Raw genomic sequence first — 23,924 nt, 5'->3', positions numbered from 1 at the left:
ATGACTGCTCCCAGTGATGCCACCCCGGTCGCCGCCCCCGACGCCGATGCCGCGAGGACGATGTGGCAGGCGTACGCCGAGCATCGCGGCGGCGCGGGCGCGGACGACGCCGACTACACGGTCGAGCACTTCGGCGACACAGCCGGGCTGGCCGACGAACTGCTCGACATCGTCCTGACCGGGCGGAAGCGGGCCACCGCCGAACTCGTCTCGGAGTTCGCGCACCGCGGCGACCCGCTCCCGCGGATCGGGTCGCACTGGATCGCGTGCGACAGCATCGGGGCTCCGCGGATCATCATCCGGAGCACCGCGCTGCGCATCGGACCGTTCACGAGCGGAGACGCCGACTTCGCGTTCGCCGAAGGTGAGGACGACCGCACGCTCGAGAGTTGGCAGCGCGAACACCGACGCTACTGGGAACGGACCAGTGCGGCCCGGGGCGCGGAGTGGTCGGAGTCCGAGCAGATCGTCTTCGAACACTTCGCCGTGGTGTGGCCGCCGGAGCACGCCGACTGACACGTTCCGGTCAGGCCGGTTCCATAGACTCCCCGCATGCCGATGTCCGACTACGTCGCCTCGATCCGCGCCCACATCGGGACCGCGTTCCTCATGCTCCCAGGGGTCACCGCGGTGATCCGGGACGGGGACCGGTTCCTCCTCGGTCGCCATCACCACTCCGGCCTCTGGAGCCTGATCGGCGGCGGCGTCGAGCCGGGTGAGGAACCCGCCGACGCCCTCTTGCGCGAGGTGCTCGAGGAGACCGGCGCCCGGGTCCGCATCCGCGGCATCGTCGGGGTGTACGGCGGTGAACCGATGATGGTGCGCTACCCGAACGGTGACCACGTCGGGTACGTCACCACCGCCTACGACTGCGAGCTCCTCAGTGAGGCGACCGCAGATCCCGAGGAACTCCTCGAACTCGGTTGGTTCGCCCGAGACGAGATCCCTGCGCTGCAGCGACGCGACTGGATCGATCGCGTCATCGCCGACGCCTCCACACACGCGTAGCGCTCAGGCCGTGGCGAGCGCACCTGCGGTGAGGATGGCGGTCTCGACCGCTGAGCCGCCGCCGGGGTGTGACCCGCGGGAGCGGGCGGCCGACGTCGTCCGGGTCAGCGCTTGCGCTTCGGGGTCGGCGCCTCCGTGCGGAGCTTCACGACAGCCCGTACTCGCTGCCAGAGGGCTGCATAGGCTCGGGCGGCCTCGGTAGCGGGCGCGTAGCTGCCGACCGGTGCGCGCTCGGACCCCATGCGCTCGAGATGCACGGTGGACGGGATGACGACGTCGATCACCGACTTCCGCTCCCTGGGGAGTTCGTCGACGGCCACTCGGTGCTGGGTCTTGCGCCGATCGACCATCGACAGGAACGCGACGACGGGTGCCCGCGACGAGGATTCCGAGACGAACTCGGTCACCTGGTCGAGCGAACGCATCGACAGCGGGGAGGGCACGAGCGGGACCACGATGGCGTCGGCGGCGGTGACGGCGTTCTCCGCGACGAGTGACGCTCCGGGCGGGCAGTCCAGGATCACGAGGTCGTAGTCGTCCTCGACCTGCTCGATGATCTTCGCCACCCGTCGCTCCGACTTCTTCGCCTGGTCGAACACGAGGTCGAGGTCGCGGTAGCTCGCGTCCGCCGGGAGGACGTCGAGGCGTTCGTACGCGGTCGAGCGGATGGCGCCGGAGACCTTGTGCTGCCCGCCGACGAGGGCTCCGACACCGCCCTTCACCTTGGGCTTCACGTTCAGGAGGAACGTGGCCGCGCCCTGCGGATCGAGGTCCCAGAGCAGGACCCGCGCGTCTTTCGCAGCCTCCCAGGCCAGGTTCACCGCAGCTGTCGTCTTCCCGACACCACCTTTGGTGCTGTAGACCGCGAGGACCTTCACGCCCGGTTGGCCAGGTCGACCCGCTCGAGGAGGGTGGCCTTGTTCATGCGGGAGTAGCCGACGATCCGCTGCTCCTTCGCGAGTTCGCGCAGTTCGATCAGCGTCGGCACCGCGCCAGCGGGCTTCGGCAGCGGCGGAGTGAGCTGCGGTGCGGGTCGTGCGTCCGGTCCGGTGGCCGCTGCATGCGTCGCGAGCGCCGCATCTGCGCGGGCCTGCTGCTGCGTCATTTCGCGAACGGACTGCTCGTGCTTGACGGCGAGCTTCTCGGTCCGTTTCGCCAGCGCCGAGACCTGCTTCCGCAGCTGCTTGCTGGAGGTGCGGACGGCGTCTCGGGCGGCCTCCACTGCGGCTTCGGCACGTGCGACCGCCTTCTCAGCTCCGCGCCGGAGCTTCTGCTCCACTGCCCGCTGTTCAGCTGCCAGCTTCTTCGCCTGCTTCTCGGCCTGCTTGGTGCCGGCCTGTTTCGTGCTGGCCCGCTTCTTGTCCGTCTGCTTCTTGTCGGCTTGCTTCTTCTGAGACATCGCACGTACCTCCGCTGAGTGAACCCGCTCGGTTGTGACCCACGGTACCGATCTGCCGTCCCTCGGTCGACGATTCCCTGCCGCTGGACAGGAACCCCGGTGTCGGTGGCTTGGTCTACCGTGAGGTCTGGTCGACGTCGCATCCCCAGCTGACAGTCCTCGGGCCTCACCGGTGAGGCCCCCGCGAGACATCTTCGCGACGTCGGCCCGCCTTCGCTCGCGCTTGCGCCGACCCTGCGGACGCGACCGCGATCAGGACGAGGATCATGAGCGGCGGCATCGCGGCCTCGACGCCTCCCTGCGCGACGAGCCAACCGGTGAGCGCGGCGCTCGCCGCGATACCCGCGGCGGAAGCCGAGTTGATCCAGGTGAACCCCTGCGTCAGTTCCCGTGGGGCGACCGTCGCCTGCACGATCTGCGAGGAGGACGCGAGTAGTGGCGCGATCGCGGTCCCGCCGGCGAGGAGCATGATCGCCAGCCCGAGCAGGGTCGGCCAGCCGGCGCCGACGAGGACGGCGAGCGTGAGGACGACGGATGCGATCAGCTGCACGGTCTGAGGCTGCGGAGTCGATCGCATCGCCCCGTACAGCGCGCCGGCGACGATGCTCGCGGCACTGGAGAGCGCGAGGACGAGTCCGATGAACGGTTGTCGTCCCTCCGCCGTCGCCGCCGCCGTGACGAGGAGTGGTACCGCACCGAAGAAGCACCCCAGCCCGAGGTTCACCCCGAGCGCCGCGAGGAACGGCGGGGCGAGGAGGGTGGATCGGTGGGTGTCCGCCCTGCGCTCCGGTCGACGTCGCGGAATCGGTGCGGTGGAGCGTTGCAAGGAGAGTGCGACGCAGCCGGTGACCACGAGGATCCCCGCAGCTGCGGATCCCGCCCACGGCGCGAGCAAGGAACTCATGAGCGTCACCAGGATCGGTCCCGACAGGAACACGACGTCGTTCACGTTCGCCTCGAGGGCGAAGGCGGTCCGGAGCGCCTCGGGCTCCGGGAGGAGCCGTGACCAGCGCGCCGCCGACAGGGCGCCGGGCTGCGGGATCGCGGCACCCGCGACGATGACGATCGCCAGGGTGATGCCGATCGGCGCATGTCCTGCAGCGGTGATCGCGACGACGACTGCACTGACGTGCACGAGCACGGCCACCGGAACGGTCGCTGTCTGTCCCCACCGGTCAGTGAGTCGTGCGATCTGCGGACCGACCACAGCCTCGGCGAGGGCGAACGCCCCCGTCGCCGCACCTGCGACCGCGAACGACCCCGTCGCGTGCTGGATCGAGAACAGCAGCCCGAGTCCCGACATGGCGACGCCGAGCCGGGCGAGGGCCGCAGCGAGGAAGAACTGGGGCGCCCCCGGGCGGCCGAGGACGCCGCGATACCGGTTGGCGGCTGAGCGGAAGGGGCCGAGGATGGAGGGCGGGAATGAGCGAGCAGTCGTCATGGACGATGCCTCCGAGGCGGAGCGGGGGATCGGTCGGCAGACAAGTCGGCCTGGGCTTCGACGATCACCACGACACCGCGGTACCCGTCCATCGTGCTCGCCAGGCCTGTGGGGCGCAAGCGCCGCGAGCCGCCCGTGGTGGACGGTCCGCATGAGGGGTGGGTGGGTGGTGCGGTGGGGTTCGGATCCCGTGCTCCGCGGGCGGTCCCAGCGCTGGTATCTTACGGATGGCGCCGACACCACCGGGGTGTGACTCCGGGTGCGACGGCGGGTGACGAGGTATCGATGCGAACAGTCGGCGTACTGGACAGTGACGACCGCGCCCGCGCGTCTGCCGTGTCATGGCTCGGCTCCCACGCGCCTGATCTCCAGGTGACGATCGCGGCGTCGTCCTGGGGTGAGATGCTCACGGACGAGCGCTTCCCACCGAGCGCGGTCGTCTTGTGCCCGCGAGCGGGGGACCGCGTCGACATCGCGTACAAGGCGCGTGTCTGTCGTATCCTCGACATCGACGTGGTCGTGCTCTCCGACGCTCCGCAGCAGGAGATCCGGTCCGGGCACCGGAGCGTCGGCGCCACGTTCGTCTCGACCGCCGAAGCGGCGGCGGGAGTGCTCGGCGCCGGAAGCTGACCCGCGCCCGCAGGCGGGCTCAGTCCGCGGTGTCGGTGAGGAGCGAGGACACGGAGGCCGCGATGCGGTCGGCCCCCTCGTGGTCCTCGGCCGTGATGGTCACCACGGCGTCGCCGGCGAAGATGACGAGCTGCCCGTAGGCGCCGTGGAGTCGCCAGGCCTCGCCTGGACCGTCCCACCCGGCGAGCGCATACCGCTCGTAGCCGATGCCGGTTCCGGAGGCCACCCAGTCGGTGTGCATGGCGTCGATCCACTCCGGCGACAGGAGCTGTTCGCCCGCCCACCGGCCGCGGTCGCGGATGAGCCGGCCGATTCGCGCGAGTTCCGTGGTGCGAAGCTGCAGCCCGCCGCCGGATGCGATGAATCCGCGGGGACACCGCTCCCAGGGCGCGTCGTGAATGCCGAGTGGTGCGAGGAGTCGCTGCTCGAGGTAGTCGCCGACGTCGCCGACCCGGGTCTCGAGCGCGCGCATCGCCGTGTAGGTGCTGGCGTTCGAGTACTGGAAGACGCGACCAGGGGACGGCCTGCTCAGGAACTCGAGGGTCAGGTCCGGCCAGTCGGAAAGCAGGGTCGGCGACCAGGGGAGGTCGACGCCGCTCGTCATGTTCAACAGGTGCCGGAGGGTGACGTCGGCGGTGCCCTCGCCGAAGTCGGCTTCCGGGAAGACCGCGCCCAGCGTGGTGTCCATCGTGATGAGGCCGTCGTCGATGGCGAGGCCGGCGGCGAGCACGCAGACGCCCTTCGCTGCGGAGTGGATGTCCTCGCGGACCTCCTCGGTCCAGCGATGCTCGGCTTCGTCGTCACCGGCGAGCACGTGCAGGCCGTGCGCGCCGAAGCCCTGCTCGGCGACCTGCTGGACGATGCGGTCGCGGAGAAGGGCTGCTCGGGTCGTGTCGGCTCGGGTCACGGCTCAAGTCTGCCCGACCGGCGCAGAGCGCGGACGACGTTCATCGCAGGGTTCACCGAATGCGACCGGACTTCCGCCGTGAGGGTGGGTGCACATTCGCACGCGGGGCAGCCACCGTATCTGGTCATCAGAGGACGGCATGATGAAGATTTCGATCCCGGTCCACGGCGACACGGTGAAGGCAGGGATCGTCCGTCAGGTCCAGGTTGCCTTCACCGACACCCCAAGCAGCTGGAACTGAGAGGAACCGCCATGACGACGCAGGTCACAGCACACGCCACCCGCGACGAGGACGGCACGTGGACGATCACGATCCCGGAACTCACGTCCGCCGCGCCAAGTGGAGCGACGATCATCGCCACCGGTTCCGCACTCACCTTCCGAGGAGTGAAGAAGGCTGCATCGGACCTTGCGTCCGTTTGGCTGGATATCGAGCCCTCCGAACTCGAGGTGACGGTGACGGTCGAGGCGCCCAGTGCGATCGTCCGGCTCGTGGCCGAGAGCAACGACGCCAATGCGGCCGGCAAGGCCGCGATCGAGCACGCCGACGCACTGCGGCGCGAGGCAGCGCGCAAGCTCCGCGAAGACGGCTACCCGATGGAAGCGGCCGGGGCCATTCTCGGTGTGAGCTACCAGCGCGTTCAGCAGCTCGCCGGTCCATCGACTCGCTTGGTGAAGAAGTCCGCGTAAGCGACAACGGTTAGCGGCACCGCGCAGCTCGCTCCTGCCGCCGATCCCGGCGCTCAGCTCCCTCGAGGCGGGGAGGCGTTCGCGGTGCCAGCGCTGAAGGCGGTCAGCAGTCGCCGGCCCTCCGGCCAGGCGCCGAGTCCACTGGCGGAGTTCACATGGCCCTGCCGCCCGACGCTGATCCGAGGCACGCCCCACATTGCGGCGAACTCGGCTGCGCGCGCCTCTGAACAGTACGGGTCGTCGTCACTGGTCACGAGCACTGCGGGTACGGGCGGTCGGGCATCGAGGTCCTCGGCGAACGCGGCGGCGACCCTCGGGAATCGCGGCCCGTCGGGATCGGGGGCGGCGACGAGGAACAGCCCGGCGACTCGTGCAGGGTTCGCCGCCGCCCAGCGGACGGCCAGCAGACACGAGAGGCTGTGGGCCACCAGGATCGCCGGTTCGTCCGCCACCGCCCGGTCGAGCGCGGCGGACCAATCGTCGAGGTCCGGCTCGTCCCAGGAGGCCGGTGCGAACCGTCGGATCGCGGGTGTCTCGCGCTCCCACTGGGACTGCCAGTGAGCGTCGTCGGATCCACCGATCCCGGGCATGGTGATGATCGACATGGGATTCCTTCGTCGTGGTCGGGCGATCTGCCCTCAGCGTGCCAGCAGAACCCTCGATGTCAGCAGCTGGAGCGTCATCATCCGTTGTTTACTAAGCAGATGACGGACGATGCCTCGCTTTCCTTCGATCGAACGGATCAGACGATCCTCGACGTGCTCCAGGTCGACGGGCGCACCACGATGACCGACCTCGCCCGGCTGGTGCATCTGTCCCAGCCGGCGGTGTCGGCGAGGGTCCGCAAGCTGGAGCTCGCCGGGTACATCACCGGCTACGGAGCTCGGGTGTCGCCGCAGAAGCTCGGGCTCACGACGCACGCCGTGGTCCGTCTGCGGACGACCCACGCGCAGATCCAGGCGTCACTGGCCCAGTTCGACGAGCTGCCGGAGATCCACCGGATCTACCGCGTCACCGGGGAGGACTGTTTCGTCCTCGACGTGCACGCTCCTTCGCCGGAACGCCTCGAGCAGATCATCGACGCCATCGGCCGGTTCGGCCCTGTCAGCACGGCCCTGGTGCTGCGCGAGTACCCGGCCCACCCCATCGCCAGCCGCTGAGTCTCGATCAGCGATACCACTCCTCGTCGATCGTGGCGAGGCGCGAGGGGTGCACCTGGTCGGTGAGGCCGAAGAACTTCTGGAAGCTCATGATCAGGGGTCGCCACCGAAGCGGGTCGACCCGGTTCGGGTGGACTGCGTCCTGGATACCGGGGTGGACGTGCACCCGGGTGACGGTCACCTCGAAGACCGAGGCGGAACCGGCCTCGGCGGGGTCATCCACAGTGAGCGGATGGACAGCGGTCACGCGGCCCTCCAGCGACACCGGGCACTCGGCGACCCGCGGGGGAGCGACGGTCGTCGAGGGCACCGCGGCGAGGCCGGCGAGGGCGAACTTGTCGGCGGCGTGCCGGTAGCCGACCTGCTGCTTGGCCGCGGGCACCGGATCGCGGCCGGTCGTGAACGCGAGGCGGTCGACGGCGTCGACCTGGGCGACCGACGGCAGATTCATCACGACCTCCCCGGACGCGAGCAGGTTCGACGCCGTCTGCGACCGCATCCCCATGCCCAGGACGGCCGTGTGTCCGAGCCAGAAGGCCGACGACATCGGCGCGAGGTTCGGGCGGCCGTCGGCGTCCACCGTGCTGAGCAGCACCACGGGTGTCCCGAAGTAGAGGATGGCGGGGTCGATGTCGACATGGGAGTGGGGCACGGGTGTCCAGACGTCGGGGAAGCGGGGTGGTCACCTCTCAGCCTCATCATTCGCGTCGCCCTGAGCTGGCGGGAAACAGACGTCGCATCGGGGTGGTCGAGTGCGCCGGCGGCGACTACCGTTGACGGGTGTTCACCGTGATCAACCTCGCCGACGGCGTCGACATGCGGCCCTTGGAGCTCGGCGATGCGAAGGAGCTCGCCGCGGCGTACTCGCGGAACCGCGACCATCTGGCCCCCTGGGAGCCGGCTCGATCCGACGAGTTCTTCACCGAAGCCGGGCAATCGGCGGACCTCACCAGCAAGCTCGCGTCGAGCGCCGCCGGGAGCGGATACTCCCTCGGCCTGTTCGACGGCACGACCATCGTCGGCCGGTTCAACCTGTCGGGGATTGTCCGCGGCCCGTTCCAGAACGCCGGATTGGGCTACTGGGTGGATGCGGAGTACGCGGGCAAGGGCCTCGCGACGGCCGCCGTGCAGGCGATCGTCCGGGTGGCGCGAGACGACCTCGGCCTGCATCGGGTCGAGGCGAGCACCCTCCTGCACAACCACGGTTCGCAACGGGTGCTCCGCAAAGCCGGGTTCGAGCACATCGGCATGGCCCCGTCGTACCTGCGGATCGCCGGGACCTGGCAGGACCACAACCTGTACCAGGTGATCCTGCACCGCTGACCGTCCGGGACCGGACGCCTTCGCTATCGTGAGCGCATGCTGATCAGACACCGGGACCGCGAACCGTCGATCCACGCGAACGCGACCGTCGCGTCGTCCGCCATGATCGTGGGCGATGTCAGAATCGAGGCGGGTGCTCGGATCCTGCACGGTGCGGTGGTGTCCGCCGAAGACGGCGAGGTGGTCATCGGCGAGGACACCGTCGTCATGGAGCATGCCCTGATCCGCGGACGGTCCGGTCACCCAGCGCTCATCGGAGCCGCCGTCATGATCGGGCCGCACACGCACATCAACGGCAGCGTGGTGGCCGACGAGGCGTTCATCGCCACGGGTGCCTCGCTGTTCCCCGGCAGCCGAGTCGGGCACGGCGCTGAAGTCCGGATCAACGGTGTCGTCCAGGTCAACACCGTGCTGGAACCGGGTGCCGTGGTTCCCATCGGATGGGTCGCGGTCGGAACACCTGCATCGATCCTCCCGCCCGAACGCCACGATGAGATCTGGGCGATCCAGCGACAGCTCGACTTCGGCGGGACCGTGTACGGCGTCGGACCCGAGGTGTCGATGCGCGAGCTGATGCGGCGGCAGTCCGAGTTCTACGGAGCCCACGCAGGCGACGAGCCCGTCGGTCGCTGAGGCCTGTGGAGTTCCGCGCTCCCCCCGTGCACACTGGGGTGATGACAAACGCCCGTGTCGTCTCGGTCAGCAGCGATGATGAGCACCGTTTCTCCAAGCCGCGACGGGACGCGATCACGCTCGTCGCCGGGCTGGGTGTCGAAGGGGACGCGCATTTCGGTGCGACGGTGCAGCATCGATCCCGGGTGAGACGAGACCCATCGCAGCCGAATCTCCGGCAGGTCCACCTCATCCACCGGGAGTTGTTCGCGGAGGTGGACGCCGACCTCACGCCGGGGGAGCTGGGCGAGAACATCACCACCGAGGGGCTGGACCTCCTCGACCTCCCCGCGGGTGCCGTGCTCCGGCTCGGGACGGACGCCGTCGTCGAGGTGACGGGGCTGCGGAACCCGTGTGTCCAGATCGACCGCTTCGAACCGGGCCTGCTCAAGCAGGTCGTCGGAACGGACGCAGAGGGCCGCACCGTCCGCAAGACGGGAGTCATGGGTGTGGTGCTCGTCGGTGGCGTCGTGCAGCCAGGTGATCCGATCACCGTGGAGCTGCCGGACGGAGCCCGTGAACCGCTCGCGCCGGTGTAGAGACAGGCCGCGGTAGCGCGATGCGACGGCGCGCGTGGTTCCCGCCTACCGGAGCGCCAGCCGCGTCTGCGTGTGGGTCGCCCCGCCGTCGTTCTTCATGCTGCGGAGAAGGCGGTCGAGGGCGGCGGTGCCGGCGACGCGGATGTGGACGAGGTAGTCGTAGGCACCGGTGACGTGCACCGCGTCTCTGATCTCGGGGATCCGTCGGGTCCACTCCAGGAACTCCTCGGACTTGCGCGCGGGGTCGAGTCGGACGTCGATGAACGCCTCCAGGCCGTCCTCGGCGACCGGGGCATCGGAGCCGAGGACCGCGCGGTACCCGGTGATGACGCCGCTGCGCTCCAGGCGACGGACACGGGCCGCCGTCGCATTCGTGCTCAACCCGATCTGACGGCCGAGCTCACTGAACGATATGCGCGCATTCGCCTGCAGAACGCCGATGATTGCACTGTCGAGATCGTCCATGCGAAACAGTATGCCGTCTCGCTGCCAGAACGCACTGTCGTGACCGGTGCGCTGCGCCAGAGTCGTCGGCATGGATGTCCTCCTCGCCCTTCTCGCCGGTTCCGTCGCCGGCCTCGCCCTGGCTGCACCGCTCGGTGCGATCGGGATCCTGCTCCTCCAGGAGGGCATCACCCGCGGGTTGCGCAGTGGACTCCCTGCCGCCGCCGCCGTGGCGACGGTGGACGTGTCGTACTGCACGGCCGCCGTCGCTGCCGGTGCGCTCGCCGGGCCCATCGTGAGCGGCTGGTCTCCCTGGCCGCAGCTCCTCGGTGGTGTCGCCGTCATCGCGCTCGGAGCGCACGGACTCCTGCAGGGCCTCCGTGCGAAGCCGTCAGCCGGGGAACGGCCCGCAGGCCGCTCGGGCACCTCGCGTCAGCGCTACCTGCTCTTCCTCGGTCTGACGGCGATCAACCCGGCCACCCTGGTGTACTTCGCGGCGATCCTGACCGGGCTGGCCGGGTTCACGGAATCAGGGTCGACGGCGGTCGCCTTCATCGTGGGTGTCGGGCTCGCATCCTTCGGCTGGCAGACGCTGCTGGTCGCGCTCGGAGCCGGGCTCCGGCGGAGGACTGGCGCGTCCTTTCGGAGGTGGACGGCCATCGTCGGCAACGGTCTGATCGTCGCATTCGGTGTCGCCCTCATCGTCCAGGCGGTGTGACCGTTCGGGTCGGCGAGGAGATAGGCGATTCCCAACGGACCTCGCCGTCCTCGATGCTCGATGTCGGACGGAGGCCTCGGCGGTGCGCCACCCGCTGAGACACAGTGTGCTCCGGATGGATGTGCGCGGTTAGCCGGGTGACCCCTTGAGCGTGCAGCCAACCGATCATGGAAGCCGTCGCTTCGGAGGCGAAGCCTTGGTGCTGATGGGCTGGATCGATGACCCACGCGATCTCGGCCAGCATGTCCTGGCCCTGGGACTCTCCGGTGGCCTGGACGAACCCGACGAGCGCGCCGGTGTCATGCCGCCGCACGATCCAGTTGAACCAGGCTTGCGACCCGTCGGCCGGCCCGCGGATCTGGGCGGCAAATCGAGTGGAGAGCGTGTCGAGCGTCGGCGGCTCTCCGCCGGTGAACGTGTGCAGGGCGGGGTCGGAGAGGACGTCGACCATCGGCCGGGCATGGTCGAGCGACAACGGCTCCAGCGTGACGCGCTCGGACACCAGCGGTTCGATCACAGGCCACGGCATGAACCGAGCATCGCACTCATCGCTGTCCGTCGCGTCGTGCATCTCAGCCGAGGACAGGTCGTGTCCTCGTTCGTTCCTATCGTCGCTCCCGTGACGTGGCTCGCTCGAGCCCGCACGCGATGGAGGGAACCTGTGATGCACGCCGAGATTCAGCCGTTTCGAATCGACATCCCCGCGAGCGCGGTGGACGAGCTCAGACGCCGGCTCAGGGAGACACGGTTCCCACCGGCCCTGCCGCGCGACGATTGGGCGACGGGAGTCCCGGTCGGCTACCTCCGCAGACTGGTCGCGACCTGGGCTGAGACCTTCGACTGGGCGGCGCAGCAGGCGGCGTTGAACGAGTTCCCGCAGTTCACAACGGTGATCGACGGGCAGACCATCCACTTCCTGCACCTCCGGTCGTCGGTGGAGGGGGCTCTACCGCTGGTACTGACGCACGGCTGGCCGGGCTCGTTCGTCGAGTTCCTGGACCTCATCGGCCCGCTCACCGATCCGGAAGCGCACGGACGTGACGCCGCGGACGCCTTCGACGTGGTCATCCCCTCCCTACCCGGATTCGGATTCTCGAGCCCGGTCGCCGAGAGTGGTTGGGATGCGGCCCGCATCGGACGGACATGGGCGACGCTCATGGAACGGCTCGGCTACGAACGGTACGGCGTGCAGGGCGGAGACATCGGGGCTGCCGTGTCGCCCGAGGTCGCGCGAGCGGCGCCGACGCGCGTGGTCGGTGTGCACGTCAACGGCTCGATGGGCATGCCGCTGGGAGCTCCGAGCGAAGCGGACCTCGCCACCTTCACCACGCTGGAGCTCGACCGTCTCGGGCGGGTCCAGACCTTCATGCAGGACGAGTTCGGCTACATCGCGATCCAGTCCACCCGACCCCAGACGATCGCGGCCGGGCTCGCCGACTCGCCGGCCGGCCAGCTGGCGTGGATCATCGACAAGTTCCATGCGTGGACGATGCCGCACGGGGCGCTCCCGGAGACGATCATCGACCTCGACCGCATCCTGACCAACGTGTCGCTCTACTGGTTCACGGAGACGGCCGGCACCGCCGCGTACATCGGGTACGCGCAGCATTCGGCCTGGGGAGCGACCAGTGAGCCGTCCGGGGTTCCGACGGGCGCCATCATGTTCGCGCACGATGTCGGGATCCGCCGCTACGCCGAGCGCGAGAACACCATCACGCGGTGGACCGACGTCACCGACCGCGGCGGCCACTTCGCCGCCCTCGAAGAGCCGGCGCTCCTCATGGACGATCTGGCCGAGTTCTTCAGGCCGCTCCGGTAGATCGCGGCGGGTCGGCCTGCTGGGTCGGCCCGCCCGAGCCGGGCCGGGTGGCTCGGTGTGCCTGCTCGGCCACCCGGCCGAACGCGTTGCGCAGCTCGTCGGGTTCGACGACTTCGATGTCGGCCTGCATCAGTAGGAGCCATCTGGCGATCGCGTCGTAGCTGTCTGCTCCAGCGCGCACCACCGTGACCTCGGGAGACTCGGCTTCGACGGACCCCCAGGCCGGAGCGACCCACCGGCGCACCGCTCCACTCGGGGCGTGCACGCGGACGGTGGCGCTGACCTGTTGCCATCCGAGCTGGAGCCGTCGCGTGACCCAGCCCTCGAGGTCCGCGTCGGGGAGCACCCGCGTCCTGGCCGGCAGCTCGGACACCACGAGGTCGGAGATCCGGTCGACGCGGAACGTGCGCCAGTCGTCGGCGTCGATGTCGAAGGCCACGGCGTACCAGTGCCGCACCGTGTTGACCAGGGCGTGCGGTTCGACACGGCGCGGTCTCGAGTCGCCGTCTCGCCCGGTGTACTGGAACTCCACTCGGCGTCGGAGCAGACACGATCTCGCCAGTTCGCCGAGGAGACCGATGTCGACCGCCGGGTGATCGATCGGATCCAGACCGTCCACCGGGGCATCGACGGTGACCTCCGCCACCGCGTCGAGCACCCAACGCACCCGGGGCGGCAGGGACGCCGCGACCTTCTCGAGCGAACTGGTGGCGAGGGTCTGGTCGGCGTCCTCCTTCCACCTCCGAAGCGCCAGCGCGCAGGCGAGCGCTTCCTCGGTCGACAGGAAGATGGGTGGGAGCACCGCCCCAGCCTCGACGGAGTAGCCGCCGTCGACGCCCAGGCGCGTGTCGATCGGGTATCCGAGATCGCGGAGCCGGGCCACGTCTCGACGCACGGTCCTGGTCGTCACCCCGAGGTCGCGCGCGAGGCGCTCGCTGGCCACGAACCCGTTGCGCTGGAGCATCCCCAGCAGCTCGAACGTTCGCGACGTCGTATCCCACATGGACCCATCATCCTGCGGGGGGAGGACACGCGCTGTCCGCTGGCGGACCGGATGGTTCTCGCTATTGCCCTGCGTTCTTGACGAGACCGTTCCGGTAGGCGTAGATCACTGCATGGACCCGGTCGCGCAGTTCAAGCTTCGCGAGGACTCGGCCGACGTGTGTCTTGACGGTCGACTCGGACAGGAACAGTTCCTGGGCGATCTCCGTGTTGGACAGACCCCGCCCGATCGCACGGAGTACTTCGTGCTCGCGCTCTGAGAGCATGCCCAGTGGTGAGCTGGAGCGGCCGGCCGGATCGGGGAGCTGACCTTGGTACAGGTCGAGCATCGCGCGGGTGACTCGTGGCGAGACGATGGCGTTCCCCTCGGCGATCGTCCGGATGGCGGCGATCAGCTCGGCCGGAGGTGCATCCTTCAGGAGGAAGCCGCTTGCTCCGGCGTTCAGCCCTCCGAAGGCGTATTCATCGAGATCGAAGGTCGTGAGCATGAGCACGCGAGCCTCCGGGCGGGCGTCGATGATGCGGCGCGTGGCCTCGATGCCATCGAGTCCCGGCATTCGCACATCCATGAGTATGACGTCGGGCTGCAGCTCAGCGTCGCGCTCGATGGCGGTGAGCCCGTCTGCAGCTTCTCCGATGACGCGCAGCCCGGCGTGCGTGCCGATGATCATCGCCATCCCGGTTCGCATCATGTCCTGGTCGTCGACCAGCATCACGGTGGTGTCGTTCACATCGTCTCCTGAATCGTCTCGTCTGTCGGAGCTGGTTCGACGCGATCGGCCGGATCAGCAGCCGGGAGTCGGAGCCGCAAGCGCCATCCGCGACCCCCGAGCTCAGGCCGAGGTCCTGCCTCCAACGACCCGCCGAACAGCGCAGCACGTTGCCGGAGTCCGACGAGCCCCCGTTCCGTGCCAACCGATACTGCAGGTGACGACCCCATTCCGTCGTCGGACACTTCGACGATCGTCTCTCCGACGCTCTCTGCGCCGGTGTCGCCGCCGACTGCGCGGAGGATCACTGATACACGTTCTGGCTGTCTCGCGTATCGCAGAGCGTTGGTCAGTCCTTCTTGCACGGTCCGGTAGAGCACGACTTGGACGGCAGGTGCGGTGGGGAGCTCCCCGCTCGTGGTGACCGCGACGGGCAGGCCGGCGGCGCGGTAGGTCTCGACCAGGTCGTCGAGAGCGTCGAGCCCAGGTTGGGGCGTCAGTGCCGCAGGTTCTTCCTCATCGTGCAGCACGCCGAGCAGCCGCCGCATGTCGGTGAGCGCGTCCCTGCCGACGACACCGATGTGACGGACGGCGTCACGGCTGTGCGTCGGGTCGACGTCGGCTGTCGCATCGGCAGCATCGGACAGGGTGATCATCAACGACATGCCGTGGGCGACGATGTCGTGGAGTTCGCGTGCGATGCGGGCGCGCTCCGCACTGGCGGCAAGGCGTGCCTCCTGTTCCCGTTCGCGTTCGAGCTGCGCGGCCCGGTCGATCAGCGCGGAGAGGTACGCACTGCGCCCTCGGACGTTCAACCCGATCAGGACCACGATGCAGATGCCGAACCCCGCGATCACCGGGGACTCGGTGTTGACCGGCGTTGCGACCGACACGAGCGCCAGGATGGCCACGACCGCAGCCGCGCAGCTCCAGGCCCAGCGTGCACCCCGTTGTGTTGCGACGGAATAGAGCGCGATCAGGACCGCCCAGGGCTGACTGACCCCGCCGAGGACGTCTTGTCCCAAGAGCGCCGCGAACGTGATCGCGGTGACCAGGACCGGCGCTTGAAGACGGAGCAGGAGGCTGCTGTACCCGAAGGCCCAGAGCACGTACCAGGGCCACCCCTCGGAGGGTACGAACGTCCATGAATCGATCTGCGCGAACCCGCTGGCGAGGCCGAGAGCCGCTACCGGGAGGACCGCCGCGAGATGGGCCCCGACTGGATGCGCAGCGGCCCATCGACGTACCGCCCCCGGTCGAGGAGCGCCCGATGGAGACGAACCCTCGCCCGCCGCCGCGACACCGGGCCGCGGCGGAGGCGAGACGGGTCGTCGTTCGCTCATCTCACACGTCGCGTCGTTTGGTCGTCCAAGCGGCGACTGCGGTCGGCGCACCGAGCCACGCCGCGAGGACTCCGAGGTCGCGACCGAGATCGGTGGCCGGCTCGGTGCCGGAGAACAGTTGGCTCATGGTCGTCTCAGCGTACGTGAGAAGCAGGACGGACAGGTCGGCGCTGCTGCTTCGGCTCACGAAGACTGCCGCGACGGGCAGTACGAAGAGCACTCCGAGGACGATCGCGATCGCTCCGGCGGGGCTCCGCGTGATGGTGGAGATCATCACGGTGAAGATGGTCAGGATGACCAGCCACGCAGCTGAGGCGGCGATGTTCTGGAGCACGGCCGGCTCGAAGAGCGAGGTCCGCAGCCCCGCGGTCGAGAGGGGCAGGCTTGAGCCCGCCCAGGCCGCGATGGACGACAGGATCGAGAGCACGAGGGCTGTTCCCGCCGCCACGACCGTCTTCGCCCCGAGGACGGGGAGCCGAGTGGGTACGGCGGCGTAGGTCGTGCGTATCTGGCCGGAGGTGAACTCCTGCGTGACGAAGAGGACCGCGATCACGGCGACGAACAGTGCGACGACCGTGCTGGCTGGGGCCATGGTCCGCAGCGTCGTCGCCACACCGCCCGCGACCGCATCTGCGGGGCTGGTCAGCTCGGTGGCGGCGACCGCCGCGCCCGCGGCGGCTGCGAGGCCGATGGCCAGGAGCGCGAGCAGCCAGGTCGAGCGGACGCTCGTCAGTTTCGTGCTTTCAGCCTGCACGATCCCCGCGAAGGTCAGGCGCGGCGTCTGGTCGTGTGAGCGGGGCAGAGGTGCAGTTCGAGTACTGGTCATGGTGATTCTCCAAGCGGAAGGAACGGGAAGTGTGCGGAGGTCGCGCTGCTGCCGATCAGGCCCGACCAGCTGATCCGGAGCGGTATTCGACCGAGTCCTCGGTGAGGCCGAGGAACGCTGCTTCAAGCGACGCTCGCTGTGGCGTCAACTCGAACAGCGTCACGCCGATGCGGCTGGCCGCCAGCGCGATCTCGTCAGCATCGAGTCCGGAGATCTCGATGCGATCCGCCGCCAGGTAGGTCACGGTCGCACCCATCGGCCGAACGAAGTCCGCGAGACGATCGACCGCGTCGGTCCGCACGGCCACCGTCCCGCCTCCAGCGCGCGCGAGCACATCGGCGACCGAGGCATCTGCGATCACCCGTCCTCGTCCGAGGACGATGAGGTGATCGGCTGTCTGAGCCATCTCGCTCATCAGATGGCTGGAGAGCAGCACGGCACGACCCTCCGACGCGAGGTGTCGGCAGAGCTGCCTGACCCAGATGACGCCCTCAGGATCGAGACCGTTGACGGGTTCGTCGAGCACGAGCGTGTCCGGGTCTCCGAGCAACGCGGTCGCGATGCCGAGCCGCTGGCCCATGCCGAGCGAGAACGCGCCGGCGCGGCGCCGTGCAACCGACTCGAGGCCGGTGAGGCTGATGACCTCGTCGACGCGGCGATCGGGGATGCCATGGGTGCGTGCGATCGTGCGCAGATGGTTGCGTGCGGTGCGCCCCGGGTGGACGGCGCCGGCATCCAGGAGTGCACCGACCTGCTGGAGCGGAGCGGGACTGCCCGCGTAACGGCGGCCGTCGATGGTCACCGTTCCCGAGGTGGGGCGGGCGAGGCCGACGATCATGCGCATGATGGTGGACTTGCCGGCGCCGTTCGGCCCGAGGAAACCGGTGACGGTACCCGGAGCGACCGTGAATGAGACGTCGTCGACGGCAACGGAGGCGCCGTGGCGTTTGGTGAGGTGGCGTGCTTCGATCATGTCTCCCACGCTAGGGAGCGTGTTGGTCGCTTCAATGAGCGCGTGGTGCCGACCCGCTGGTACCTGGGTGCCGTTTGTCTCTCGCTGGCTCGCGAGTGGCCGGCCGCCGCGACCGATTGGTACCGAGGTGCCATTGGTCGACGACCCAGGGACCACCCTCAGTGCCGCACCCGGTGGTGGAATCGAAGCACATCACCGGAAGAAAGAACATCATGCGCCCGTCGCCAACGTCAACGTCACACACGCCTGTGGATGACACAGCCACCCCGGCAAGACCTGCCTGGTCTCGCACCAAGAAGGTGTTCACCATCGTCATGGTGACGCTATGGGTTGTTGTGGTCGCCATCTCGATCCTGGGACTGTTGCTGCCCGCGTATCCAGGGAAGTTCCTCCTGGCGGCTGGCCTGCTCACCGGACTGGTCTACCCGTTCCTGACCGTGGCCGTCATCGTCGGCATCGTGATCGTGCTGCTGGCCTGGAAGCGTGGCAGGCGAGTCGTCGCCACGGTCGCCGCGGCTCTCTCCGTGCTCCTCGCCATCGGAATCGCTTGGCCGACGGTCGGAGCTGTGGCGGCGGCCGAGCAGGCGAAGACGCAGCTGTCGGTCTCGCAGCTGCTGCAATCAGCGCCGACGGAGGGGTCTCCGGCCCCGCTCGAGACGCAGACGTACCGGACCGTCGACGGTGAGGATCTCGACGTCGACGTCTGGGCCCCGGTCAGCGAGGAGGCCGCCGAGAAGGCGAATCACGCTTCCCTGGTCTACGTCTTCGGGGGAGGCTGGGTCGCCGGCGACCGGACGATGTGGTCGCCGTTCTTCCAGTATCTGACGGCCCAGGGCATCACCGTGTTCTCGATCGACTACCGCCTGTCCACCGCCGAGCAGGCATCGTGGTCGACATCGATCAGCGACGTCCGGTGCGCCATCGGCTGGGTGCATGAGGAAGCCGACACCTACGACATCGACCCGAAGCGCATCGCCATCAGCGGCGGCTCGGCTGGGGCGAACCTCGCCCTGCTCGCCGGGTACACGAGCGACGAGCCCGCTCCGGACGGCTGCGGGACGGACACCTCCGTGCGGGCGGTCATCGACTACTACGGGCCGACCGATCTCGCCGCGGTCGAAGCAGAGGCCGGCTCGACCGTCGTGGACATGCTGCACACCTACCTCGGTGCGACCGCGGCCGAAGAGCCCGAACGGTACGCCGAGCTGTCACCGCTCACGCACGTGTCCCCTTCGTCACCACCGACGCTCATCATCCACGGCACGCACGACGGCATGGTCCCGACGAACCAGAGCGAACGACTGGCCGCAGCGCTGGACGATGCCGGCGTCAAGAACCACCTCGTGCTCATCGGCGGCGCACAACACGGCTTCGACATGATCTGGGGAACGCTCGCGGGGCAGGCCGCCCGCGCCGAGGTGATGAGCTTCATGGAGCGGTACGTCATCGGTTGAGGGGAACCCGTCGGCCGGAGGACGGGCATGTCGTGCCTCACTGGCGTCGATCGATTCGCAAGCTGTCAGTGCCCGGAGGTATCGGCACAACCGCGTCGCTCAGCGACGACGCGTCGAGAGGACCCGGGCGAAGAGCAGTACGAGCAGACCGGCGGCGGGGACCACGATCAGTCCGAATCGGAGTGCCGTGGCGTCGGCGATCGCCCCGACGAGCGGCGGGGACAGGAGGAACCCCAGCCGCAGGAGCCAACCGATGATGGTCAGCCCGCTGCCGGGGCGGAAGCCGGGGATCTCATCGGCGTTCTGCATGGCCGAGGGGATGAGGGTGGCGACACCGAAGCCTGCGATGCCGAAACCGATGATGGTGCCGATGACGCTCGGGAAGGCGAGCGCAGCACCCATGCCGACGAGGACGAGGACACCGCCACCGCGGGCCATCGTCCGCTGGCCGAACCGATCGGTCATTCGGTCGCCGAACACGCGCCCGACGAATTGCATCCCCTGCAGGGAGATGAACCCGAGACCGGCGACGAAGGCGGATGCTCCGAGGCTGTCGGAGAGGTAGATCGCGGACCAGGAGCTCCCCGCGTCTTCGACGATGGCCCCGGCGGAGGCGATGACGACGAGGGCGAGCAGGACGCTGTAGCGAGCCACGAGGCCGAGGGCCTTCGGCGCGTCCGTCGGTGTGGCGCCCGAATCCCGCTGGGTATCACCATCCATGGTCAGCAGGGACTCAGCGCCGAGGTCCGGTTCGGGGCCTGTCAGGAGCCAGCGGTAGGACAGGAGGGCTGCCATCCCGAACAGCCCGCCCGAGATGGTCAAGTGGATCAGCAGGGGTACCTCGAGTTGCGCGGCGACGGCGCCCATCGCGCCTCCGGTCACGGCGCCCACGGACCAGACGGCGTGGAACGAGTTGATGATCGACCGACCGTAGAGACGCTGCACGCGGAGGCCGTGCGAGTTCTGCGCGACATCGGTGATGGAGTCCATGGCGCCGGCCAGGAAGAGCGCGAGGGCGAGGATGAGCCAGCCGGGCGCGACACCGGTGAGCAGCAGCCCTGCGGCGGTGACGAGCGTCGCGGCGATGGCGACCCGGGAGGAGCGGAAGCGGCGGATGAGGAGTCCTGCGCTGAGTCCGGCGATGAGTGCGCCCAAGGGGTAGGCGGCGACCGCGGCGCCGAAGGCGGCGTTGGTCAGGTCGAGATCCGCCTTGATCTGCGGGTACCGCGGGAGGATGTTGGCGATCAGTGCGCCGTTCGTGAAGAACAGGACACTGACGGCGACTCGAGCGTGTCGGGCGTCCAGGGACGCGGGCGGAGGCGTGCTCCTGAGGGAGGACGTGGTCATGTGGCTGTTCCGATCTGGAAGGGCGGTCGGGTGCGGTGACGCGGAATGGGCTCAGACGAGCGTTGTCGAACCGAGTGGTGCAGCTTCAGGACATCGGCCCGGGTCTGGGGGTCTTGCGACGTCCAAGCGCGGCTGCGGTCTCGTCGGGGGTCCATCCGGAGGAGTCGATGGCTTCCCGCACCCGCGCTCGCGTCGCTGGTGTGACGAGGTCGACTCCGTTGAGCACTCGCGAAACGGTGGAGTGCGAGACGCCCGCCATGCGGGCGACATCCTTGATGGTGATCGGACGAGACGAGTTTTGAACATTCACGATGTTCATTCGAACACATCGGGTACGATATGTCCATGCAGATGGAAGTCCGGCACCGCGAGATCCTCGATGAGCTCCGTCGCTCCGGCCGCGTCCAGGTCGACGAGCTCGCCAAGCAGTTGAGCACGTCGTCGATGACCGTCCGACGCGACCTCGAGCATCTTGCCGCGGTCGGTGCGTTGCGGCGGGTCAGGGGTGGCGCTGTCGGGACCGCCCTGCATGGCGAGGGGCTGCCCTTCTCTGTTCGAGCGGTCGATGACGAAGGCCTGAAGGCGCGGCTTGCGGCGGCAGCCGTGGCCTACATCGACGACGGTGAAGCGGTGGTCGTCGACAGCGGCACGACCGGAGCGGCTGCCGCCGCGGAACTCGCCCACCGCAGGGTGACCGCGATGCCCCTGTCGGTGCAGGGCATCGCCGCGCTGTCGTCGAGTCAGACGGTCAGCCTCGTCCTGTCTGGTGGAACCGTGCGTGGCGCAGAGGGAACGATCGTGGGGCCGATCGCGGAGCGGACCATCGCTTCGCTCCGATTCGACACGGCCATCCTGACCTGCTGTGCGGCTGATCCGACCGCCGGCGTGACCGCGTTCGACCTGGGCGACGCCGCGATCAAGCAGGCGATCGTCGCATCGGCGGCGCGCGTCATCCTGATCGCGGAAGGGTCGAAGTTCTCCCTGCGCTCCATGGCCATCGTGTGTGCGCTCGAAGACGTCGACGTCCTCGTCACCGACGCTTCAGCCCCTCCTGCGGTGCTCGATCGACTGCGTGCCGCCGGCGTGGAGGTGTCCGTCGTCGAGGGCACCGATCGTCCGACGTCGTAGCGGGCCAGGAGGACGATGACCGACTCGCTCGCCATGGAGGGTGTCGGCTTCCACGGAACGTGAACAACGGGTGAATCCGCCCGCTCGCCCGTTGTCGATCCAGCGATCGAGGAGCAAGCTCGTCGCCGTGGACCCCATCATCCTGCTCTCGCTCGTCGTGATCACGGCACTCGCCTTCGACTTCACCAACGGCTTCCACGACACGGCGAACGCGATGGCGACCTCCATCGCCACCGGTGCGCTGTCGCCGAAGATCGCGGTCACCCTCTCGGCGGTGCTGAACCTCGTGGGCGCGTTCCTCAGCATCGAAGTCGCGCTCACCGTCACGAACGCGGTCGTGAAGATCCAGGACTCGTCGGGAGCTCCCGATCCCGCGCTCCTCGAGGGAGGCGGCTCGGCGCTCCTGCTGATCGTGCTCGCCGGGCTCATCGGTGGCATCATCTGGAACCTGCTCACCTGGCTGCTCGGCCTGCCGTCGAGCTCGTCGCACGCGCTCTTCGGCGGTCTCATCGGCTCGACGCTCGCGGGCCTGGGCCTGAACGGCGTGAACTGGGCCGGTGACGGCTCGAAGCTCGACGGCGTCGTCGGCAAGGTCATCCTCCCGGCGCTCATGTCGCCGTTGCTCGCCGGCGCGGTGGCTGCGATCGGTACCTGGCTCGTCTTCCGCGTCATCGGCAACCTCGCCCAGGGGCGTCTCCACCGCGGCTTCCGGATCGGGCAGATCGGCAGCGCGTCCCTCGTCTCGCTCGCCCACGGCACGAACGACGCACAGAAGACGATGGGTGTCATCACCCTCGCGCTCATCGCGGCCGGCGGCTGGGACGACACCGAGTCGGTCCCACTCTGGGTGAAGCTCGCGTGTGCCCTCGCGATCTCGCTCGGCACGTATATCGGCGGGTGGCGGATCATCCGCACCGTCGGCAAGGGCATCGTGGAGTTGAACACGCCGCAGGGCATGGCCGCCGAGAGCTCATCCGCCGCCGTCATCCTCGCCTCGAGCCACCTCGGCTTCGCCCTCAGCACCACGCACGTCGCGACCGGATCGATCCTCGGCTCCGGGGTCGGACGGCCAGGTGCGCAGGTGCGCTGGCGGGTGGCCCTGCGGATGGTCGTCGCCTGGATCATCACCCTTCCGGCCGCGGCGCTCATGGGCGCGGTGATGTGGTGGATCGGTCACCTCGCGGGCGGGGCGATCGGTGGAATCCTCATGGTCGCGATCCTCGTGGGTGTCGCGCTCGCCATCTACCTGCGGTCGCGCCGCGACAGCATCGGATCCCACAACGTGAACGACGACTGGCAGGACGCCCCCGCCCGCTCGTCGCAGAAGACCGCAGCGTAAGGACGTCGGACATGTTCATGCTCTTCCTCGAAGCCGCCGCCCAGGTGGCCGTCATCGCGCTCGTGCTCGGCGCCGGGCTTCCTGCGCTCTTCGCGCTGGGTGTCCGCTCGTTCGCGGTCGCCGGAGGCGCCGGGTCGGACGACCGGAGCGGGTCGGGCACGCCGACGATCCCATCGGGGCTTCTCCGGGCCATCGGCGTGCTGTGCTTCGCCGTCGTCGTCGCCGCGGTGCTGGTCGGACTCACGATCATCGTGGCCACCGGTCTGGGGCAGGAGGTCAGCTTCGACCACGTGTTCCCGACCTTCACTCCGAAGGACTGAGGATGTCATCCGAGAACGGGACAGACCTCACCGCCCACGGGTCCGGTGTGGTGGCGCGTGTCGTCGGCTGGCTCCGCGCCGGATACCCGACGGGTGTGCCGGAGCACGACTACGTGCCGCTGCTCGGCATCCTCCGACGGAGCCTCACCCCCGATGAGCTGGACCAGGTCGTCGACGGATTGCTCGTCGAGGCGGAGAACGCCGATGCGAGCGGTGAGCCGGTCGGTCACGATCGTCTGCGGGCGCGTGTCGAAGAGCTCCTCCTCGGTCCGGCGCTCCCGGAGGACCTCGTCCGTGTCTCCGCCCGGCTCGCGAGTGCGGGGTGGCCGCTCGGCAGCCCGGACGACGTCCGCGCGGTGGCGACCGACCATGACGACGCCGGCCGGGAGGCGCGTGCGACCTACCTCGAGGAACGCGGGGGCCTGGTCGCCCGCATCGTGCGCTGGCTCCGGGCCGGGTACCCTGCCGGATTCCCCGACCAGGACTTCGTCCCGCTCGTGGCGCTCCTCCGACGGCGGCTGAGCGACGCCGAGGTGGCCGAAGTGGGCGCACGCCTCGCGGCGGAGGGCGACACGTCGCTCAGCCGGGTCGACGTCGCCACCGCGATCGCGCGGGTCACCGCGGAGCTGCCGAGCGACGAGGACGTGGAGCGGGTGCGGCGGTCGCTCGCCGACCACGGGTGGCCGAGCGACTTCGCGGTCTGACGGTCGAGCGGTGGTGCTGCAGTGACGA

At 69.1% G+C, this 23,924-nt stretch carries 31 protein-coding genes; 16 read left to right on the top strand and 15 right to left on the bottom strand.

The features are described 5' to 3' along the window. The gene (locus B9Y95_RS12470; protein WP_200811405.1) at positions 1 to 516 is read left to right on the top strand and encodes an ASCH domain-containing protein; all 516 of its coding nucleotides are present in this window, start codon (positions 1 to 3) and stop codon (positions 514 to 516) included. Positions 517 to 552: 36 nt separating this feature from the next. Continuing rightward, on the top strand, positions 553 to 1,008 hold the full coding sequence (locus B9Y95_RS12465) for an NUDIX domain-containing protein (RefSeq protein WP_234994094.1): 456 nt from the start codon (positions 553 to 555) through the stop codon (positions 1,006 to 1,008). Between the two features lie 104 nt (positions 1,009 to 1,112). Here the strand turns inward: B9Y95_RS12465 and B9Y95_RS12460 are convergent, their stop codons facing one another. The 3 genes from B9Y95_RS12460 to B9Y95_RS12450 form a co-directional block, all read right to left on the bottom strand. Next, positions 1,113 to 1,886, bottom strand: coding sequence for a ParA family protein (locus tag B9Y95_RS12460; protein WP_085512148.1), 774 nt, complete (start codon positions 1,884 to 1,886; stop codon positions 1,113 to 1,115). Beyond that, positions 1,883 to 2,407, bottom strand: coding sequence for a hypothetical protein (locus tag B9Y95_RS12455; RefSeq protein ID WP_085512147.1), 525 nt, complete (start codon positions 2,405 to 2,407; stop codon positions 1,883 to 1,885). Before B9Y95_RS12455 ends, B9Y95_RS12460 begins: the two co-directional genes overlap by 4 nt. 166 nt (positions 2,408 to 2,573) lie before the next feature. Continuing rightward, positions 2,574 to 3,848, bottom strand: a complete 1,275-nt coding sequence (locus B9Y95_RS12450; RefSeq protein WP_085512146.1) for an MFS transporter — start codon at positions 3,846 to 3,848, stop codon at positions 2,574 to 2,576. Positions 3,849 to 4,133: 285 nt separating this feature from the next. Between B9Y95_RS12450 and B9Y95_RS12445 the strand changes: the two genes are divergently transcribed. Continuing rightward, positions 4,134 to 4,478, top strand: coding sequence for a hypothetical protein (locus tag B9Y95_RS12445; RefSeq protein ID WP_085512145.1), 345 nt, complete (start codon positions 4,134 to 4,136; stop codon positions 4,476 to 4,478). A 19-nt stretch (positions 4,479 to 4,497) separates the two neighbouring features. Here B9Y95_RS12445 and B9Y95_RS12440 read toward each other — a convergent pair whose 3' ends face one another. Continuing rightward, a complete protein-coding gene (locus B9Y95_RS12440) occupies positions 4,498 to 5,385 on the bottom strand; it encodes a serine hydrolase domain-containing protein (RefSeq protein WP_085512144.1) in 888 nt (295 codons plus the stop codon). An 88-nt stretch (positions 5,386 to 5,473) separates the two neighbouring features. Here B9Y95_RS12440 and B9Y95_RS12435 point away from each other — a divergent pair, with 88 nt between their 5' ends. Both B9Y95_RS12435 and B9Y95_RS12430 read left to right on the top strand, forming a co-directional pair. Further along, positions 5,474 to 5,626 (top strand): type II toxin-antitoxin system HicA family toxin, encoded by a 153-nt coding sequence (locus B9Y95_RS12435; RefSeq protein WP_085512143.1) that lies wholly within the window; start codon positions 5,474 to 5,476, stop codon positions 5,624 to 5,626. 11 nt (positions 5,627 to 5,637) lie between these two features. Then, positions 5,638 to 6,075, top strand: a complete 438-nt coding sequence (locus B9Y95_RS12430) for a hypothetical protein (protein ID WP_085512142.1) — start codon at positions 5,638 to 5,640, stop codon at positions 6,073 to 6,075. Between the two features lie 53 nt (positions 6,076 to 6,128). Here the strand turns inward: B9Y95_RS12430 and B9Y95_RS12425 are convergent, their stop codons facing one another. Next, entirely contained in the window at positions 6,129 to 6,680 is a 552-nt protein-coding gene (locus B9Y95_RS12425) for an RBBP9/YdeN family alpha/beta hydrolase (protein ID WP_085512141.1), read from the bottom strand. A 99-nt stretch (positions 6,681 to 6,779) separates the two neighbouring features. Here B9Y95_RS12425 and B9Y95_RS12420 point away from each other — a divergent pair, with 99 nt between their 5' ends. After that, entirely contained in the window at positions 6,780 to 7,235 is a 456-nt protein-coding gene (locus B9Y95_RS12420; RefSeq protein ID WP_085512140.1) for an Lrp/AsnC family transcriptional regulator, read from the top strand. A 7-nt stretch (positions 7,236 to 7,242) separates the two neighbouring features. Here B9Y95_RS12420 and B9Y95_RS12415 read toward each other — a convergent pair whose 3' ends face one another. After that, positions 7,243 to 7,887 carry a flavin reductase family protein gene (locus tag B9Y95_RS12415; RefSeq protein WP_085512139.1) on the bottom strand — a complete coding sequence of 215 codons (645 nt, stop codon included), beginning with the start codon at positions 7,885 to 7,887 and terminating at the stop codon, positions 7,243 to 7,245. A gap of 164 nt (positions 7,888 to 8,051) precedes the next feature. Here B9Y95_RS12415 and B9Y95_RS12410 point away from each other — a divergent pair, with 164 nt between their 5' ends. The 3 genes from B9Y95_RS12410 to B9Y95_RS12400 are packed head-to-tail and all read left to right on the top strand — an operon-like array spanning position 8,052 to position 9,769. After that, positions 8,052 to 8,558, top strand: a complete 507-nt coding sequence (locus B9Y95_RS12410; protein ID WP_085512224.1) for a GNAT family N-acetyltransferase — start codon at positions 8,052 to 8,054, stop codon at positions 8,556 to 8,558. Positions 8,559 to 8,594: 36 nt separating this feature from the next. Beyond that, a complete protein-coding gene (locus B9Y95_RS12405; protein WP_085512138.1) occupies positions 8,595 to 9,191 on the top strand; it encodes a gamma carbonic anhydrase family protein in 597 nt (198 codons plus the stop codon). Between the two features lie 41 nt (positions 9,192 to 9,232). Next, positions 9,233 to 9,769, top strand: coding sequence for an MOSC domain-containing protein (locus B9Y95_RS12400; RefSeq protein ID WP_085512137.1), 537 nt, complete (start codon positions 9,233 to 9,235; stop codon positions 9,767 to 9,769). 45 nt (positions 9,770 to 9,814) lie between these two features. Here B9Y95_RS12400 and B9Y95_RS12395 read toward each other — a convergent pair whose 3' ends face one another. After that, positions 9,815 to 10,234 (bottom strand): Lrp/AsnC family transcriptional regulator, encoded by a 420-nt coding sequence (locus tag B9Y95_RS12395; RefSeq protein WP_085512223.1) that lies wholly within the window; start codon positions 10,232 to 10,234, stop codon positions 9,815 to 9,817. Positions 10,235 to 10,304: 70 nt separating this feature from the next. On the opposite strand from B9Y95_RS12395, the gene B9Y95_RS12390 reads away from it, so the two are divergent. Continuing rightward, a complete protein-coding gene (locus B9Y95_RS12390) occupies positions 10,305 to 10,931 on the top strand; it encodes a LysE family transporter (protein WP_085512136.1) in 627 nt (208 codons plus the stop codon). On the opposite strand, the gene B9Y95_RS12385 is transcribed toward B9Y95_RS12390, so the two are convergent. Then, positions 10,912 to 11,502, bottom strand: a complete 591-nt coding sequence (locus B9Y95_RS12385) for a GNAT family N-acetyltransferase (protein ID WP_234994092.1) — start codon at positions 11,500 to 11,502, stop codon at positions 10,912 to 10,914. The genes B9Y95_RS12390 and B9Y95_RS12385 overlap by 20 nt on opposite strands. 93 nt (positions 11,503 to 11,595) lie before the next feature. Between B9Y95_RS12385 and B9Y95_RS12380 the strand changes: the two genes are divergently transcribed. Continuing rightward, positions 11,596 to 12,750, top strand: coding sequence for an epoxide hydrolase family protein (locus tag B9Y95_RS12380; protein WP_085512135.1), 1,155 nt, complete (start codon positions 11,596 to 11,598; stop codon positions 12,748 to 12,750). On the opposite strand, the gene B9Y95_RS12375 is transcribed toward B9Y95_RS12380, so the two are convergent. The 5 genes from B9Y95_RS12375 to B9Y95_RS12355 form a co-directional block, all read right to left on the bottom strand. Next, a complete protein-coding gene (locus B9Y95_RS12375; protein WP_085512134.1) occupies positions 12,734 to 13,753 on the bottom strand; it encodes a helix-turn-helix transcriptional regulator in 1,020 nt (339 codons plus the stop codon). The two genes, B9Y95_RS12380 and B9Y95_RS12375, sit on opposite strands and share 17 nt — an antisense overlap. A 61-nt stretch (positions 13,754 to 13,814) precedes the next feature. After that, complete coding sequence (locus tag B9Y95_RS12370; RefSeq protein ID WP_085512221.1) at positions 13,815 to 14,465, bottom strand: response regulator; 651 nt, start codon at positions 14,463 to 14,465, stop codon at positions 13,815 to 13,817. 14 nt (positions 14,466 to 14,479) lie between these two features. Beyond that, positions 14,480 to 15,571, bottom strand: a complete 1,092-nt coding sequence (locus tag B9Y95_RS12365; RefSeq protein ID WP_159453399.1) for a sensor histidine kinase — start codon at positions 15,569 to 15,571, stop codon at positions 14,480 to 14,482. 235 nt (positions 15,572 to 15,806) lie between these two features. Then, positions 15,807 to 16,631 (bottom strand): hypothetical protein, encoded by an 825-nt coding sequence (locus B9Y95_RS12360; RefSeq protein ID WP_143736463.1) that lies wholly within the window; start codon positions 16,629 to 16,631, stop codon positions 15,807 to 15,809. A gap of 55 nt (positions 16,632 to 16,686) precedes the next feature. Next, a complete protein-coding gene (locus tag B9Y95_RS12355; RefSeq protein ID WP_085512131.1) occupies positions 16,687 to 17,604 on the bottom strand; it encodes an ABC transporter ATP-binding protein in 918 nt (305 codons plus the stop codon). Positions 17,605 to 17,852: 248 nt separating this feature from the next. Here B9Y95_RS12355 and B9Y95_RS12350 point away from each other — a divergent pair, with 248 nt between their 5' ends. Continuing rightward, entirely contained in the window at positions 17,853 to 19,058 is a 1,206-nt protein-coding gene (locus B9Y95_RS12350; protein ID WP_159453398.1) for an alpha/beta hydrolase, read from the top strand. Positions 19,059 to 19,157: 99 nt separating this feature from the next. Here the strand turns inward: B9Y95_RS12350 and B9Y95_RS12345 are convergent, their stop codons facing one another. Then, complete coding sequence (locus B9Y95_RS12345; RefSeq protein WP_085512129.1) at positions 19,158 to 20,405, bottom strand: MFS transporter; 1,248 nt, start codon at positions 20,403 to 20,405, stop codon at positions 19,158 to 19,160. 85 nt (positions 20,406 to 20,490) lie between these two features. After that, entirely contained in the window at positions 20,491 to 20,724 is a 234-nt protein-coding gene (locus tag B9Y95_RS12340; RefSeq protein ID WP_085512128.1) for a LacI family DNA-binding transcriptional regulator, read from the bottom strand. 26 nt (positions 20,725 to 20,750) lie between these two features. Here B9Y95_RS12340 and B9Y95_RS12335 point away from each other — a divergent pair, with 26 nt between their 5' ends. The 4 genes from B9Y95_RS12335 to B9Y95_RS12320 all read left to right on the top strand — a co-directional run bounded on the left by B9Y95_RS12335 (position 20,751) and on the right by B9Y95_RS12320 (position 23,896). After that, a complete protein-coding gene (locus B9Y95_RS12335) occupies positions 20,751 to 21,533 on the top strand; it encodes a DeoR/GlpR family DNA-binding transcription regulator (RefSeq protein ID WP_085512220.1) in 783 nt (260 codons plus the stop codon). A 127-nt stretch (positions 21,534 to 21,660) separates the two neighbouring features. Further along, positions 21,661 to 22,872 carry an inorganic phosphate transporter gene (locus B9Y95_RS12330; protein ID WP_085512219.1) on the top strand — a complete coding sequence of 404 codons (1,212 nt, stop codon included), beginning with the start codon at positions 21,661 to 21,663 and terminating at the stop codon, positions 22,870 to 22,872. An 11-nt stretch (positions 22,873 to 22,883) separates the two neighbouring features. Next, the gene (locus tag B9Y95_RS12325) at positions 22,884 to 23,192 is read left to right on the top strand and encodes a hypothetical protein (protein ID WP_085512127.1); all 309 of its coding nucleotides are present in this window, start codon (positions 22,884 to 22,886) and stop codon (positions 23,190 to 23,192) included. 2 nt (positions 23,193 to 23,194) lie between these two features. Next, entirely contained in the window at positions 23,195 to 23,896 is a 702-nt protein-coding gene (locus tag B9Y95_RS12320) for a DUF3349 domain-containing protein (RefSeq protein WP_085512126.1), read from the top strand. Positions 23,897 to 23,924: the final 28 nt, after the last annotated feature.

It is taken from the genome of Plantibacter flavus, from assembly GCF_900177615.1.
GTDB lineage: Bacteria > Actinomycetota > Actinomycetes > Actinomycetales > Microbacteriaceae > Plantibacter > Plantibacter flavus.
The sequence above is the reverse complement of the archived record's forward strand: the minus strand, read 5'-3'. Positions and strand labels throughout refer to the sequence as shown.